The sequence below is a fragment of the Streptomyces violaceusniger Tu 4113 genome, from assembly GCF_000147815.2.
GTDB classification, from domain to species: domain Bacteria; phylum Actinomycetota; class Actinomycetes; order Streptomycetales; family Streptomycetaceae; genus Streptomyces; species Streptomyces violaceusniger_A.
Map to the genome: position 1 here is coordinate 7,741,960 of NC_015957.1, position 14,050 is coordinate 7,756,009.

Genomic DNA, 14,050 nt, shown 5'->3' on the forward strand with positions numbered 1-14,050 from the left:
GCATGGCCACCGTGGCCACGCCCTCGTCCGGCATCAGCTCACCGCTTGAGCCAGCGCACCTCGTATCCGTCCATCCCGAACGACCGGCCGTCGACCTTCGCCTTGATCGGCCGGTCGAGGGTGTTGACGACCAGCACCGCGTCGTCGTCGGCGAGCACCTGGACGTTGGGCCGGTCGTCGGCGGCGATGTCCACGGAGCGGAAGGCGGTGCCGGGCGGGAACTCCCGGGCGAACCGGCCGAGCAGCTTCATCATGGGCAGCGCACGGCCGCCGTCGTCCAGTTCGGTGGGGCGCCACAGACAGCCGGGGCACCGCTTGCCCGTGGTCTCCGGGTTCCAGTAGAAGGCCGTGGCGGTGCCGCCCTCGGCCAGCCGGATCATCGCGGTGGCCTGGACGGCGGTGCGGCGGCCCTCGCTCCAGCCCGCGCGGTCATCACGCCCGTCGGCCGGTTCGACGTACCACTCGGCCCACCACACCGGCAGCCCGGTGGTCCGGCGCAGCCAGCGGGTGACGTCCCGGAACTTCCGGGTGGCCCCGAAAGCGTCCGGGATGAGCCGGTCGCCCTCGCGGGTGTAGCTGGAGCCGTCGACGACGACGAAGTCCGCGCCCGCCTTGTGCTTGTCCCAGTACGTGATCGCGTCGACGGACCGCTGGTCGAGGGTGCCCCAGGGGCCGCTCACCGCGGCGGAGCCGTCGGCCTCGCCCGGGGCGTCGCTGTCGGCGACCACATACGGGCCGCCGACCTGGTTGTCGGGGTTCTGCTTCTTCAGCTCCCGGTGGACGAGGTTGTAGAGCCGGGTGTAGCCCTCGTAGTTCCAGCGCTTCTTGCCGTCGTCGTAGAAGCCCTTGAACTCGTTCCACACGATGAAGTGGCGCACCTGCGGATAGCGCCGGGCGATCTTTCCCGCGAGCGCGGCGAAGTCCTTGTAGTGCTCGGGGGTGGGCGCGGTCTCCAGGGACTCCTGCGACCAGTCCGTACGTCCCGGCTCGCCGCCCTTCATCCAGTCGGGCGCACAGCACAGGGTGAGCACGGGCGCGGTGCCGGTCTTGCGCATCAGGGCGATGCGGCGGTCGAGATCCGCGAAGTCGTAGTGGCCCGGGGACGGCTCGGGGTTGCCCGCGCCCCAGCCCATGATGTGCTGGCTCTGCGGCATCGGCCGGCCGGACAGCAGGGCGCTCGCGGCTTTACGGCCGCTTTCCGTGCCCTGGTCGGCGCTGTACTGGGTATGGGTGAATCCCCAGCCCAGACCCCCGGCGCCGGACTTCCCGCGCGTCGGCTCCGATCCCTGCCGCCCCTCGCCCGCGCCGGGCCCGCCGGAGCAGGTGGCCGCCAGCAGTGCCAGCGTGACCATGCCGACACCGAGCAGCGCGCCGGTCCGCCCGCGCCTCTTTTGCCATAACCTGGCCAACCCGCCCCGTTCCCTTCCCTGACGCCCCACAACGGGTAAGAGTATCCGTGAACGCCCCCATTCCAGTGGGGTTCCGTGGAACAGCTCGGTAAACGGCCACAAACCTTGGTGCGCCCTCGCCCCCGGTCCTGGATCATGGGGCCGGGTGCGCTGACCGACGCACCGGCCCCCCGTTCTCAGGAGGCAGACCCTGCCTACGACACCCGCCGAAGAGTCCCTTCCCATCCGGCTCAACGTCGACGACAGCGATTCGCCGTCCGATGTCGTCGATGCGCTCTTCCTGGGGCGCTTCGCGACCGGCGAGCAGCCGTACGCCCGCAGTCACTCCGTCGACCGGGTGCGGTCGGGCGCGACGCTGCTGCCGCCGTCCGCGACCGTGCTGCGCGCGGCCTGCGACGACGACCGCAGCGCGACGCTCGCCGAGGGCGACGGCTGGACGCTGCTGATCTCCCGGTGGAACCGGGGGGCCGATGTGACCGTGACCGCCGTCGACGACGCCCTGGCCGAGAAGGTGCTCCACCAGGCCGTCGACGGCGCGGAGGACGAGCCGGAACCCCAGCCGGAGAACGTGTCGATGGGCTTCTGGTACGTCTCGCCGCGCCGCGGACCGCATCGCACCTCGCGGCAGATCTCGGCCGGGACCTGGGAGGAGATCCGCGGCAACTACACGGCGCCGGTCGCGGAGGCCATGGACGGGCTGATGAAGGTCACCCCGGACGACATCGCCGGCCGCCTCCTGCTGCTGCACGGCCCGCCCGGCACCGGCAAGACCTCGGCGCTGCGCACCCTGGCCCGGTCCTGGCGGGAGTGGTGCCAGGTGGACTGCGTCCTGGACCCGGAGCGGCTCTTCACCGACGTCGGCTATCTGATGGACATCGCCATCGGCGAGGACGACGGCACGGCCAAGGGGCGGTGGCGGCTGCTGCTCCTGGAGGACTGCGACGAGCTGATCCGCGGCGAGGCCAAGCACACCGCGGGCCAGGCGCTGTCCCGGCTGCTGAACCTGACGGACGGCCTGCTCGGCCAGGGGCGCAATGTACTGGTCGGGGTGACCACCAACGAGGATCTGGAACGGCTGCATCCGGCGGTGGTCCGCCCCGGCCGGTGTCTGGCCCGGATCGAGGTCGGCAAGCTGACGCGGACGGAGGCGGTCGGCTGGCTCGGCGGGGAGGTCGACGACCGGGAAGGTGTGATCGGGCGGGACGGGGCGACGCTCGCGGAGCTGTACGCGCTGCGGCGCGGCACCCGGCCGCCCGCCGTGCCGTCGCAGCCGGGGGACGCGAACGCGGGGCTGTATCTGTGAACCGGCCCCCGGGGGCCGCCGCCTCTGGGACGGCCGCCGGGGGCCTGTGAGCCAACGGGCCTCCGGGGGCGTGTGAGCCAACCGGCCGCGCCTGTGAGCCAACCGGCCGCCGGGGCCTGTGCGAGCCCAGGACCCGGGCCCCGTTGAGGCCCGGCTCAGGCGTACAGCTCCCGCAGCCGGACCGACAGGCAGGTCACACAGCCCTCCATCTTCTCGAACTCGCTGATGTCCACCGGCACCGGCTCATAGCCGAGCGCGGCGACCAGCTCGGCGCTGCGCGGCGCGCTCTGAGCCATCAGCAGTTTGCCGCCGCCGAGCAGCACCACATGGGCGCCGGACTCCTCGGGGACGGGGAGGAAGCGGTCAAACGCGTCCGGGTCGTCGACCAGCGGCGGATAGCCGATGACGGTGCCGTCCGGCAGCGCGGTGACCGCCGACTTGAGGTGGAGCACCTTGCTGACCGGGACGGCCACCACCCGCGCGCCCAGCGGCTCCAGCGCGGCGCGAAGCTGGCGGATGCCGTCGCCGTTGGTGCGTCCGCCGCGTCCCACGTAAACGGTGTCGCCGATCTTCAGGACGTCGCCGCCCTCCAGCGTGCCCGGCTCGCGGATCCGGTTCAGCGAGCAGCCGAGCCCGGTCACGGCCTCCTCCGTGGTCACCGTCTCGGGCCTGCGGGACTCGGCTCCGGGGCGGGCGATCACCGCGACGTTCCGGTGGACGACCATGGTGTCCTCGACGAACACCCCGTCCGGGCAGTCGTCCAGCGGCGGCAGCTCCACCGTCTCCCAGCCGTGCGCGCGCAGCGCCACGACATAGACCTCCCACTGCCGCAGCGCCAGCGCGGCGTCGACCGGTGTGCGGTCGATATGGGTGACGAGCCCGTCGGCGAGGCGGGGGCTGGGGCGTCGGACGAGGGCTTTACGGCTGGCCATGGGGACAGCATGGCAGGCGGAGTCACCGGCGCAGTGAGCGGTGGAGGTTCAGGCGGGGTCTCCGTAGGCGGCCCGCAGGGCGTCCTCGACGGCGGCGAGCGCGGCCGCACGGTCCAGACCTAGGCGGCGCGCCCGCTGGACATAGGTCTGGGCGGCCTCGGCAGCCTGGCGCCGGGCCGCATCGCCCGCCGCCGCGATGAAGGTGCCGTGGCGGCCACGGGTCTCGATCACACCGTCCGCCTCCAGGGCCCGGTACGCCTTGGCGACGGTGTTCGCCGCCAGCCCCAGCTCCTCGGCGAAGCCGCGTACGGTGGGCAGTTTGTAGCCCACGGGAAGCGCGCCGGAGCGGGCCAGCTCGGCGATCTGTGCGCGGAGCTGCTCGAAGGGGGCGGTCGCCGCGTCCTGGTCGACGGTGATCTGCAAGGCCACGTGGGGCTCCTGGGGCGTGGGTGGGGTGGTGTGTGGCCCCATTGTGTGCCAGGGCGGGCGCCGCCCGGCCGATGGTCAGTGCGGTCGGCGCAGTCCCGCGATGAGGAGCTCGACCAGGTGACGTGTGTTGTAGCGGGGGTCGGCGCCGGCGCCCGCGCAGAGGCTGCCGACGCCGCGCATGAGCTCGTAGGCCTCCTGCCCGGTGCGGATCTCGCCCGCGGCGGCCGCGGCGTCGAGGAGCTGGGTGCATACGGGCAGGAGCCGGTCGAGGAAGTAGGAGTGCAGGGGGTCGAAGCACGGGTCGTCGGACTGCAGCACGGCCGCGAGCCCGTGCTTGGTGACCAGGAAGTCGACGAAGAGATCGATCCAGCGCCCCAGGGCGGCGTGCGGAGTCTCGCTGGTCGCCTGCAGGGTGGGACCGGCCTCGGCGAGTGCCTCGACCTGGTGCCGGTAGACGGCGACGATGAGATCCGCCCGCGTCGGGAAGTGGCGGTAGATCGTGGCCGTGCCGACCCCGGCCTTGGCCGCGATATCGCGTATCGGCGCTTCCACGCCCGAGGTGACGAAGACCGCGGCGGCCGCTTCGAGCAGGGCCTGCTCGTTGCGCCGCGCGTCCGCCCGCTTGGGCCGGGCCTCGCGCCCCGCGTCTCGATCGTTGTCGTTCACCGCACCCTTCCCTTCGCCGCCGAGTCTAACTAAACGGGACAGCGTCCCGTAACCTCTGATCGTCAGAGCGGGGTCAGCCGGTCGGGGCCCTCCGGGGCATACGCGATCGGGTCGTCCGGCTCATGCCGGTGGAGGGCGAAGCGGTGGCCCGCGCGGTACGCCTCGAGGCCGGCGCGGCAGTACGCCACCATGTCGTCCGGCAGCGCGTCCAGCGGGAACCAGCCGAGCTCGGAGCACTTCTCCGGCTCCCGATTGACGGGCTCGTTGACGGGCTCGAGCCCGCCCTCCTGTCCTACCTCCGCCTCGAAGAACCACCCCGTACGGGCCGCCCCTGTGGGCGCCTTGTGCTGCAGCACGAGGACCGCCCGCACCTCGTCCGGGCCCAGGGTGAGGCCGATCTCCTCGGCCGTCTCGCGGAGCATCGCGGCGCGGACGTCCTCGCCGTCCTCGACATGCCCGGACGGGGCGTGCAGCAGCCCATCCGCATAGCCGGTGTTGGCACGGCGGGCGAGCAGAACCTCGTCCCCGCGGCGCAGGATCAGATGGACGTCCACGATCTCGGTATGGCGCCGGGCCGGTGCGAGGTCGGCCACCAGGGCATACCGCTCGTCGTGCACGGCCCGCCCCCACAGCGCCGCGTCCGGCGCGAGCTGCTCGACCGACAGCCGTTCCGTCAGCGGCCCCACCAGCGCGGACAGCTCGGCGGCGGGCAGCCCGACGGGGTCGGACTCGCCCCACCGCCCCTCGATCAGCACCAGCCGCCCACCCGGCCGCAGCAGCCGGACCCAACGGCGCAGCACCGACTGCCGGTCCGGCAGCGTCCACAGCAGATGCCGGACCAGCACGACATCGAAGCTCCCCTCCCCCAAGGGCGGCTCCGCCGCGTCCCCGACGAGCACGGTGGCCCCCGTCCCGCCCAGCTTCGCCCGCGCCAGCTCAACCATCCGCGGCGAGCGGTCGACCCCCGTCACCCGATGCCCCCGCTCGGCCGCGAGCAGCGCGAGACTCCCCGTGCCACACCCGAGATCGAGCACATCCCCGGCCCGCTCCGGCAGCCACCCCCACAGCCGCGCGGCCCACGCCTCCCGCACGACCGGATCGCGCAGCCCATGATCCGGTTCGTCGTCGAAGTCCGCGGCGGCGGCGTCCCAGTAAGCGGTGGTCGAGGTATCGGCGCACATGCCGCGATGGTCGCACCCCCCACTGACAACGTCCCGAAGCCGCCTAGGCCAACGTCACCGTGGGGCTCAGGGGCTCTGCCGCAGTACGAGGGTGACGAAGCCGAGGGTGCCGCGGTAGCCGTGCAGCCAGCCTGCGCGGTGTTCGGCGGCGGCCTTGTGCGTGTCCAGGGCGTCGGGTTCGTCGCGGTGGTCCAGGGCCCAGCGGGACAGTGAACCGGTCCAGGACCACTCGTAGTCGTCCCACTCCCCCGCCGTGCTGACGTGGCCGTAGACGGGTGTCCAGCCGTCGGCGGTGACGCGGTCCACGGTGGTGGCGAGGTCGGCGTAGTCGTCCCAGGTGGCGCCCAGGGCCGAGAGGGCGGCGGCGTCGGGTTCGCGCTCCCAGAAGCCGTCGCCCACGAGGACATGGCCGCCCGGGGCGAGGAGTTCACGCGCCGCCGCGAGGGTGGGCAGCAGCCCGCCGAAGGCGTGCGCGGCGCCGACGCTCAGCACCAGGTGGAAGCGGTGCGCCGAGGCGAAGACCGAGGCGTCCATCTCGTGGAGGACCAGCCGGTCCGCGACTCCGGCTTCCTCCGCGCCCTCGCGTGCCTGTTCCAGGGCCGCGGTGTGGATGTCCACCCCCTCGGCGTGCATCCACGGATAGCGGACCAGGAGCCGCCGCAGCCAGGCGCCGCCTCCGCAGCCGAGGTCGAGGGCGCGGTCGGCCTCGTCCGCCACCGCCCGGTCGAGCAGTCGGGCCACCGACTCGTCGGCCAGCGGGGCGGCGATCGGGTGGTCGGCGTGCGCGAGCTGGGATCTGCGTTGACGGTCCATCCGCTCAGCGTGCCAAGGTCCGCCCTCCACCGCAGCTTCCTTATCGGTGAACGGCTCGGTTCGCCCCCCGGCCCCGGGGTGGTTGATCCGCGCGACCCGCCCCTCCTGAGCTCCGGCCGAGCGCAACGACCCGAGTCGCTCTGTGGTGCGTAGGCACCAGGACAGGTGAGTGGCTGGTCCGGGTGCACCAGGGGAAGACGGCGGCGGGGGACGATGCCCGGCGGGGCGCCGGAAGGAAGGGTGGGAATGCGCGTGAATCCCGCGCATTCCCCCCTGCCTTACGGTGTCTGGAAGGACGTCCATGTCCCTAGCTGTAGCTTCCCCGGTCCGTATCGGGAGGCTGTCGATCGGTGCCCTCGGCATCTTGGCGCTCGCCCTCGGCACTCTGCAGTCAGTGGTGGAGCCCGCGCTCCCGCAGTTGCAACGTGAGCTGGGGGTCGGCCCTTCCGAAGGGGCACTGATCGGCAACACCCTGCTCATCACCGGCGCGGTCATCACACCCGTCGCAGGCAAACTCGGCGACCGCTACGGCGGAAAGCGGGTGCTGGTCTGGCTGATGGCCGTGGTCTCGGCCGGTGGTCTGTTGGCCGGCGTGGCGCCGAACCTGCCGGTGTTGCTGCTCGGTCAGATATTGCAGGGCGTCATGGTGGGCGCGCTGCCCCTCTCCTTCATCCTGGTGCGCAAAAACCTCCCCGCACGAGCGTCACAGGTGGCGATCGGGGTGGTCATGGCGCTGTTCACGGGCGGCGGCATGGTGGGAACGCTGATCGCCGGGCCGCTCTCGGAAAAGCTGTCCTGGCATTGGATGTTCGCGCTGCCGACGATCGCGATCATCGCGACGACGTTGGTCCTGACGCGGCTGATGCCGCATGATCCGCCGATCGCATCGGACGACAGGATCGACTGGCCGGGTGTGGTTCTGCTGAGCGGCGCGTTGCTCGCGTTCATGATCGGGCTCGTGCGGGTGACGGGCGACGGTCTGCCGCCCCTCGCGGTCGTTGCCCTCACCCTTCTCGTGGCCGCCCTCGCGACCGCATGGGTCGTCGTCGAGCGCCGGGCGGCCTCGCCGATGGTCGATCTGCGCATGCTGGCCAAGCCCGCGATGTGGCATTCGTGCCTGCTCACCTTGGTTGTCACCACCAGCTTCGGGATGGTGGCCTTTCTGCTGCCGCAGATGTTCGCGATATCGGCCGACGGGTACGGCTTCGGGCTCAGCACCACCGACATCGGACTGTTCCTGCTGCCGGGCGCCATCGCCGGGGCGGTAAGCGATTCGGTCGGCGGGGTCGTGGCGGGGCGTTTCGGTCTGCGTGCCGTGCTCGTCGGGGGTGCCGTCGTCACGGCGGCCACGACGATCGCCCTGGCGTCGCTGCACACCGCCGCCTGGCAGCTCGTCCTCGCGAAGGCGCTGACCGCTATCGCGGCGGGCGTTGCCGGCACGGCGTTGCTCACCCGCGCCGCCGCCGCCGTCGACACCGGGGACACCGGCATCGCCACCAGCCTGCTCGTGGTGACCCGCGTGATCGGCGTCGCCCTGGGCTCTCAGGTCGGCGGCGCGATCCTCGACTCCGGGGCCGACTCGAAGACGGGCCTGCCGACCGAATCGGCCTTCGTCACAGGTTTCGTCACCGCCGGTCTCGTCGCCGCGTTGTCGCTGCTCATTGTCCGCATCACGAAGATCCGCAGCACGAAAATCCGTAGCACGAAGAATGGAGCCCAGGCATGACATCTACCGGTCTGTCGATGGACGTGCGTACCACCGCGAAGCGCACCGTTCTGATCTCCGGAGCCAGTATCTCGGGGCCCGCGCTGGCGTACTGGCTGCACCGGTCCGGATGCGCGGTCACCGTGGTGGAGAAGGCAGGCGCACTGCGCGCCGGTGGTTACCCGATCGACATCCGCGGTACCGCGACAGAGGTGGTCCGGCGGATGGGGATACTGCCGCGACTGCGGGACGCGCACATCGACTCGCGCCGCTGCATCTTCCTCGACGCCGATGGCAGCGAAGTGGCGTCGCTCAACCCGAGCGCCGTTGCCGGCGGTGTCGAGGGACAGGACCTCGAAGTGCGTCGTGGGGATCTGGCGGCGAGCCTGTACGCGCTGGTCCGCGACGATGTGGAATTCCTGTTCGGCGACTCCATCGACACCCTCGACCAGTCCGGACAAGGGGTCGACGTCACGTTCCACAGTGGCCAACGGCGCACGTTCGACCTGGTGGTGGGCGCCGACGGGATGCATTCACACACCCGGGAGTCCCTGTTCGGCCCCGAGGAACAGTTCCACCGCTACCTCGGCTACTGCTTCGCCATCTTCACCATGCCGAACACCTTCGGGCTCTCCCGCGAGGTCGTCATGTGGAACACCCCGGGGAAGGCCGCGGCCCTCTACGCCGTCGGGGACAACGACGAGGTGCACGCCTTCCTGAACTTTCACCAGCCGGAACCGCCGCTCGATGCCCTCCGGAACCCCGACGCCCAGCGGGACCTGGTGGCCACGGTCTTCGCGGGGGCGGGGTGGGAGGTCCCTGGCATGGTCAACGCCCTGCGCGACGCGGATGACCTGTTCTTCGACACGGCCGGTCAGATCCGCATGCCCCACTGGTCCAGCGGCCGCGTCGCGCTCGTCGGCGACGCCGCGTACGCACCCTCCTTCCTCACCGGACAAGGCTCGAGCCTCGCGCTGGTCGGTGCCTACATGCTGGCCAACGCCCTGGCCACGCACCGGGATCACACCGCGGCGTTCGCCGCCTACGAACGCGACGTCCGCGAGTTCGTCGCCGTGAATCAGGCACTGGTCGACACCGGTGGGGCCACGCTCTTCCCCACCACCGCGCAGGCGCTGGAGCAGCGCAACACCAGGCTGCGGGGCCTCGTCACCCTGCCCTCCGCGCCGGCCCGACCGGCCCACTCGGCCCTTACGCTGCCCGCGTTCGCCACGATGCCGTGACCTCGGACTACGACAGGGGGTCGGCCCCGCCGCCGTCGGGGGCGGCGTGGGCCAGGCCCGTCCGGTAGGCGATGACGACGAGTTGGGCCCGGTCGCGGGCCTCCAGCTTCGTCATGGCGCGCTGCACATGGGCGCGGACGGTGAAGGGGCTGAGGAACATCTGCTCGGCGATCTCCTGGTTGGAGAGGCCGGTCGCGACCAGGGCCACCATCTCGCGTTCGCGCGGGGTGAGCACGGAGAGCCGTTCGGCGTGGCGCGGCGGGGCGTCGGCCGGTGTGGCCAGGAAACGGGCGACCAGGGAGCGGGTCGCGGCGGGGGACAGCAGCGTGTCGCCGTCGGCGATCGTCCGCACGGCGGCCAGCAGGTCCTCGGCCCCGATGCCCTTGCCGATGAAGCCGCCGGCCCCCGCGCGCAGCGCCTGCGCGACGTACTCGTCGGTCTCGTACGTGGTGAGGATCAGGATGCGGCTGGCGCGCAGTTCGGGGTCCGCGCAGATCTCCGTTGTGGCGGCGAGACCGTCCACCTCGGGCATGCGGATGTCCATGAGCACCACGTCCGGGCGCAGTTGCCGGGTGAGTCTCACCGCCTCCCTGCCGTCGGCGGCCTCGCCGACCACGGTGATGTCGTCGGCGGAGTCGAGAAGCAACCGGAAGGCCCCGCGCAGCAGTGCCTGATCGTCGGCGAGCAGCACCCGGAGCGTCACGGCGCATCCCCGGCCTCTCCGTCGCCCGTCCGTCCGTCGCCCGTCCGTACGTCGCCTGTCGCCGCGTCGGCCATTCGCTCCTCGACGGTGTTCGCTCCGTCCGTCGTCCGCGTCGTGTCCTTGGCGGGCGGGAGGGGCAGCTCGGTGGAGACGAGGAAACCGCCCTCCGGGCGCTTGCCCGCGGAGAGGTGTCCCCCGACCGCGGTGGCGCGTTCCCGCATCCCGATCAGACCGTAACCGGGCGGACGCTCCGGCATCGTGGGCACACTCCGTCCCGTGGACGCGCTCGGTCCCGTACGGCCGCCCCTTCCGTCGTCGGCGACGGTGATGGTCACGCGATCGCGGTTCCAGTCGAGGCGCACCCGGGCACTACCGGTACCGGCGTGCTTGGTCACGTTGGTCAGGGCCTCCTGGACGATGCGGTAGGCGGTGAGGTCCACTCCCGGCGACAGCGGCCTGGCCGTGCCCTCCTGGTGCACCGACACCTCCAGACCCGCGCGGCGGAAGGACTCGAGGAGCGTGGGAAGCCGGGACAGCCCGGGCGCCGGATCGCCGGGCGTGGGCGCGTCCCCGGACTGGCGCAACAGACCGACCGTGGCCCGCAGTTCGTCGAGTGCGTGGCCGGTGGTCTCGACAAGCTCCGTCAGGCTCTTACGGGTCTGCTCCGGGCGGGCGTCGAAGAGGTGGGCGGCGACCGAGGCCTGCGCGTTGGCCAGGGTGATCTGATGGGCCACGAGGTCGTGCAGTTCCCGGGCGATGCGCACCCGTTCCTCGGCCACTCTCCGGCGCGCCTCGCTCTCCCGGCTCTTCTCGGCCCGCTGGGCCCGCTCCTCCACGGCCGCCAGATAGGCCCGCCGGTTCTGCACCGCGTGCCCGAGTACGGCGGCCACCAGCGGGAACGCCGCCACCGCCCCCACCCTGCTCGCGTCCTTCCACGAGAGGGCCCCGAACAGGGGGGCGGAGGCGACCAGCAGCGCCACGGAGGTGAGCGACACCGCGCTCGTCGCGTGCCGTTCGGTGCGCGCGGTGAGCGAGTAGGCGGTGATCACGGCGGGGGCCACGATGAGCGGGCTCAGCAGGAGGCCCGAGAACGGCACCAGCACACCGCTCGCGGTCGTGACCGCCATGGCGGCCAGGGGCGCCCGGTGCCGCACCGGCAGCACGGCACAGGACACCACGGCGATGAGGTAGGCGGCGGCGGGCGGCAGTGACAGCGTGCTGCCGTCTTCCTGGAGCGCGCCGCCGAGCAGACAGAGCGCGAACGCCGTCGCGGTGATCGCTCCCTCCCGCCACCACATGCCGCGTGGTCGCGGGCCACCGCCACCTGTGCTCGTCATGGCCGGCTCAGCCCTGGTACCGGCCGACGGGGAGCGGCGGAACCGCTGTGTCCGGCACGGTCGCGGAGGCCGGGATACGCCTGGTCAGTGCCTCACCCTCGATATCCACATTCGGCAGCACACGGTCGAGGATACGGGGCAGCCACCAGGCCCGGTGGCCGAGCAGTGCCAGAACCGCGGGCACGATCGCCATCCGGACCAGGAAGGCGTCGAAGAGGACGGCGGCGGCCAGGCCGACGCCCATCGTCTGGATGGTCGGGCTGCTCATGCCGACGAATCCGGCGAATACGCTGATCATGATGATCGCCGCCGCGGCCACCACCCGTCCGCTGTGCCGGAAACCGCCCACGATCGCCTCGCCGGGGGAGGCGCCATGGACGTGGGCCTCCCGCATCCGGGTGAGGAGGAAGACCTCGTAGTCCATGGCGAGGCCGAACACGATGCCGATGATGAGGATCGGCATCAGCGACATGACCGGTCCGGTCTGCTCGATGCCGAGCAGGTCCGCCGCCCAGCCCCACTGGAAGACGGCGACGAGGACACCGAAGGCGGCACCCACCGACAGCAGGAAGCCGAGCGCGGCCTTGACCGGGACCAGGACCGAGCGGAAGACCACCAGCAGCAGGAGCACCGCCAGGCCGATGACCACGGTCAGATAGGGGATGAGGGCGTCGGACATGGCTTCGGAGATGTCGATGTTCATCGCGGTGGTGCCGGTCACCAGGATGGCGGCGCCCGTGTCGGCCTCGACGCCGGAGACCGCGCCCCGGATCGCGTGCACCAGGTCCTTGGTCTCGCCGCTGTTCGGCGCGGTGTTGGGGATGGCGGTGAGGATGGCCGTGTCCTTGGTCCGGCTGAGCACCGGATCACCGACCGAGGCGACCCCGTCCACTCCGCGTACGGTCTTGACGACCTGGTTCGTGGTGGCCCGGGTGTTCGCGGACTTCGAGGCGTCCACGACCACGGTCAACGGGCCGTTGAAGCCGGGGCCGAAGCCTTCCGACAGCAGGTCGTAGCCACGGCGCTGGGTGGTCTCCACCGACTTGGACTCGTCTCCGGGCAGCCCGAGTTCGAGGCTCAGCGCCGGCAGGGCGACGGCGCCGAGGCTGAGTCCGGCGACCATCAGCACGGCCACCGGCCGGCGCAGCACGAACCGCGCCCAGCGAGTGCCTATGCGCTTCTCTGGCTTTGCCGCGATGGGTCGTCGGTCGTCTGCGGGTTCGTCGTGGCTGGTCGCGCAGTTCCCCGCGCCCCTTCGGGGCGCTCCCGCGGCCTTGCGCAGGGCGCGGGGCAGGATCCGACGGCCGAAGAGGCCGAACAGCGCGGGGACCAGGGTCAGTGCGACGAGTACGGCGAGGGCCACGGCGCCCGCGCCGCCCATGCCCATCTTGGTGAGTTCGGGGATGCCGACGACTCCCAGCCCGACCAGGGCGATGAAGACGGTCGCGCCGGCGAAGACGACGGCGGATCCGGCCGTGCCGACCGCCCGGCCTGCGGCCTCCTCCGGCTCGCTGCCCTGGGCGCACTCCTCGCGGAAGCGGGAGGTGATGAAGAGGGCGTAGTCGATGCCGACCGCCAGCCCCAGCATCAGCGCCAGGATGGCGACGGTGGACGTCAGGCCCAGCGGCACGGCCAGCGCGGAGACCAGGCCGAAGGCGATGGCCACGCCCAAGAGCGCGGTCAGCAGCGACAGCCCGGCCGCGACCAGCGACCCGAGGGCGAGGACCAGCACCACGGCCGCCACCGCCACACCGATGAGCTCCGTCGTACCGCCCGGCTCCTCTTCCGAATCCAGGGCCGAGCCGCCGATCTCGACGGTCAGCCCGGCGTCCCGGGCCTGGTTCGCGGCGTCCTCGAGGGCGCTCTTCGTCGACTCGGTCAGGTCGACGGCGCCCTCGCTGTAGGTGATCGTGGAGTAGGCGATGGTGCCGTCCTCGCTGACCGCGCCGCTCTCATAGGGGTCGGTGGTCGACGCGACCTGATCGCCCCCGTCCAGCGAGCCGAGCGTGTCCTGGACGGCCGCCTTGTTCTCCCTGGCCGTCACCCGCTGCCCGTCCGGGGCCTGGAACACCAAACGGGCCTCGGCGCCCTGGGAGTTGCTGTCGGGGAAGCGCTCGTCCAGCAGGTCGAACGCCTTCTGCGATTCGGTGCCGGGCATGGAGAGGTCCTCTTCCTCCCCGGCCGGGGCCATCGCGGCGGCGGCCAGGGCCAGCACCAGGGCGCCCAGCCACAGACCGCCCACGAGCCGGCGCCGCCGGAAGGCCCACCGTCCGATCCGGTAAAGAAATGTCGCCACCTGTAGATCACTCCAGACACCGTCGGGCAAGGGGA

The 14,050-nt window shown here is 71.9% G+C and carries 12 protein-coding genes; 3 read left to right on the forward strand and 9 right to left on the reverse strand.

Annotated features, from left to right (window positions below; genetic code table 11):
• Positions 1-38: 38 nt before the first annotated feature.
• A complete protein-coding gene (locus tag STRVI_RS31525; RefSeq protein ID WP_050993802.1) occupies positions 39-1,352 on the reverse strand; it encodes a xylan 1,4-beta-xylosidase in 1,314 nt (437 codons plus the stop codon).
• 247 nt (positions 1,353-1,599) lie between these two features.
• Here STRVI_RS31525 and STRVI_RS31530 point away from each other — a divergent pair, with 247 nt between their 5' ends.
• Positions 1,600-2,712 (forward strand): DUF5925 domain-containing protein, encoded by a 1,113-nt coding sequence (locus STRVI_RS31530; RefSeq protein ID WP_014059621.1) that lies wholly within the window; start codon positions 1,600-1,602, stop codon positions 2,710-2,712.
• 155 nt (positions 2,713-2,867) lie between these two features.
• On the opposite strand, the gene ddaH is transcribed toward STRVI_RS31530, so the two are convergent.
• From ddaH to STRVI_RS31555, 5 genes are all read right to left on the reverse strand, one after another.
• Positions 2,868-3,644 (reverse strand): dimethylargininase, encoded by a 777-nt coding sequence (gene ddaH / locus STRVI_RS31535; protein WP_014059622.1) that lies wholly within the window; start codon positions 3,642-3,644, stop codon positions 2,868-2,870.
• Between the two features lie 48 nt (positions 3,645-3,692).
• The gene (locus STRVI_RS31540; RefSeq protein ID WP_014059623.1) at positions 3,693-4,073 is read right to left on the reverse strand and encodes a GntR family transcriptional regulator; all 381 of its coding nucleotides are present in this window, start codon (positions 4,071-4,073) and stop codon (positions 3,693-3,695) included.
• Between the two features lie 75 nt (positions 4,074-4,148).
• Positions 4,149-4,739: a TetR/AcrR family transcriptional regulator gene (locus tag STRVI_RS31545; protein ID WP_014059624.1), complete on the reverse strand. Its 591-nt coding sequence runs from the start codon at positions 4,737-4,739 to the stop codon at positions 4,149-4,151.
• 62 nt (positions 4,740-4,801) lie between these two features.
• Complete coding sequence (locus STRVI_RS31550) at positions 4,802-5,920, reverse strand: methyltransferase domain-containing protein (protein ID WP_014059625.1); 1,119 nt, start codon at positions 5,918-5,920, stop codon at positions 4,802-4,804.
• Positions 5,921-5,986: 66 nt separating this feature from the next.
• A complete protein-coding gene (locus STRVI_RS31555; protein WP_043236859.1) occupies positions 5,987-6,733 on the reverse strand; it encodes an SAM-dependent methyltransferase in 747 nt (248 codons plus the stop codon).
• Positions 6,734-7,034: 301 nt separating this feature from the next.
• Here STRVI_RS31555 and STRVI_RS31560 point away from each other — a divergent pair, with 301 nt between their 5' ends.
• On the forward strand, positions 7,035-8,459 hold the full coding sequence (locus STRVI_RS31560) for an MFS transporter (protein ID WP_014059627.1): 1,425 nt from the start codon (positions 7,035-7,037) through the stop codon (positions 8,457-8,459).
• Positions 8,456-9,679, forward strand: a complete 1,224-nt coding sequence (locus tag STRVI_RS31565) for an FAD-dependent monooxygenase (protein ID WP_014059628.1) — start codon at positions 8,456-8,458, stop codon at positions 9,677-9,679. The genes STRVI_RS31560 and STRVI_RS31565 overlap by 4 nt, the downstream gene beginning before the upstream one ends.
• Positions 9,680-9,686: 7 nt before the next feature.
• Here the strand turns inward: STRVI_RS31565 and STRVI_RS31570 are convergent, their stop codons facing one another.
• Genes STRVI_RS31570 through STRVI_RS31580 form a run of 3 tightly spaced genes read right to left on the reverse strand, consistent with a single transcriptional unit; the run spans position 9,687 to position 14,015 of the window.
• A complete protein-coding gene (locus tag STRVI_RS31570) occupies positions 9,687-10,382 on the reverse strand; it encodes a response regulator transcription factor (RefSeq protein ID WP_014059629.1) in 696 nt (231 codons plus the stop codon).
• The gene (locus STRVI_RS31575; RefSeq protein ID WP_014059630.1) at positions 10,379-11,719 is read right to left on the reverse strand and encodes a sensor histidine kinase; all 1,341 of its coding nucleotides are present in this window, start codon (positions 11,717-11,719) and stop codon (positions 10,379-10,381) included. The genes STRVI_RS31570 and STRVI_RS31575 overlap by 4 nt, the downstream gene beginning before the upstream one ends.
• 7 nt (positions 11,720-11,726) lie before the next feature.
• On the reverse strand, positions 11,727-14,015 hold the full coding sequence (locus STRVI_RS31580; protein ID WP_014059631.1) for an MMPL family transporter: 2,289 nt from the start codon (positions 14,013-14,015) through the stop codon (positions 11,727-11,729).
• Positions 14,016-14,050: the final 35 nt, after the last annotated feature.

Bases quoted from the DNA above. Each gene is read 5' to 3' on its own strand.
- STRVI_RS31555 (WP_043236859.1), bottom strand. From the start codon at position 6,733: ATGGACCGTCAACGCAGATCCCAGCTCGCGCACGCCGACCACCCGATC.
- STRVI_RS31560 (WP_014059627.1), top strand. From the start codon at position 7,035: ATGTCCCTAGCTGTAGCTTCCCCGGTCCGTATCGGGAGGCTGTCGATC.
- ddaH (WP_014059622.1), bottom strand. From the start codon at position 3,644: ATGGCCAGCCGTAAAGCCCTCGTCCGACGCCCCAGCCCCCGCCTCGCC.
- STRVI_RS31575 (WP_014059630.1), bottom strand. From the start codon at position 11,719: ATGACGAGCACAGGTGGCGGTGGCCCGCGACCACGCGGCATGTGGTGG.
- STRVI_RS31550 (WP_014059625.1), bottom strand. From the start codon at position 5,920: ATGTGCGCCGATACCTCGACCACCGCTTACTGGGACGCCGCCGCCGCG.
- STRVI_RS31565 (WP_014059628.1), top strand. From the start codon at position 8,456: ATGACATCTACCGGTCTGTCGATGGACGTGCGTACCACCGCGAAGCGC.
- STRVI_RS31525 (WP_050993802.1), bottom strand. From the start codon at position 1,352: ATGGTCACGCTGGCACTGCTGGCGGCCACCTGCTCCGGCGGGCCCGGC.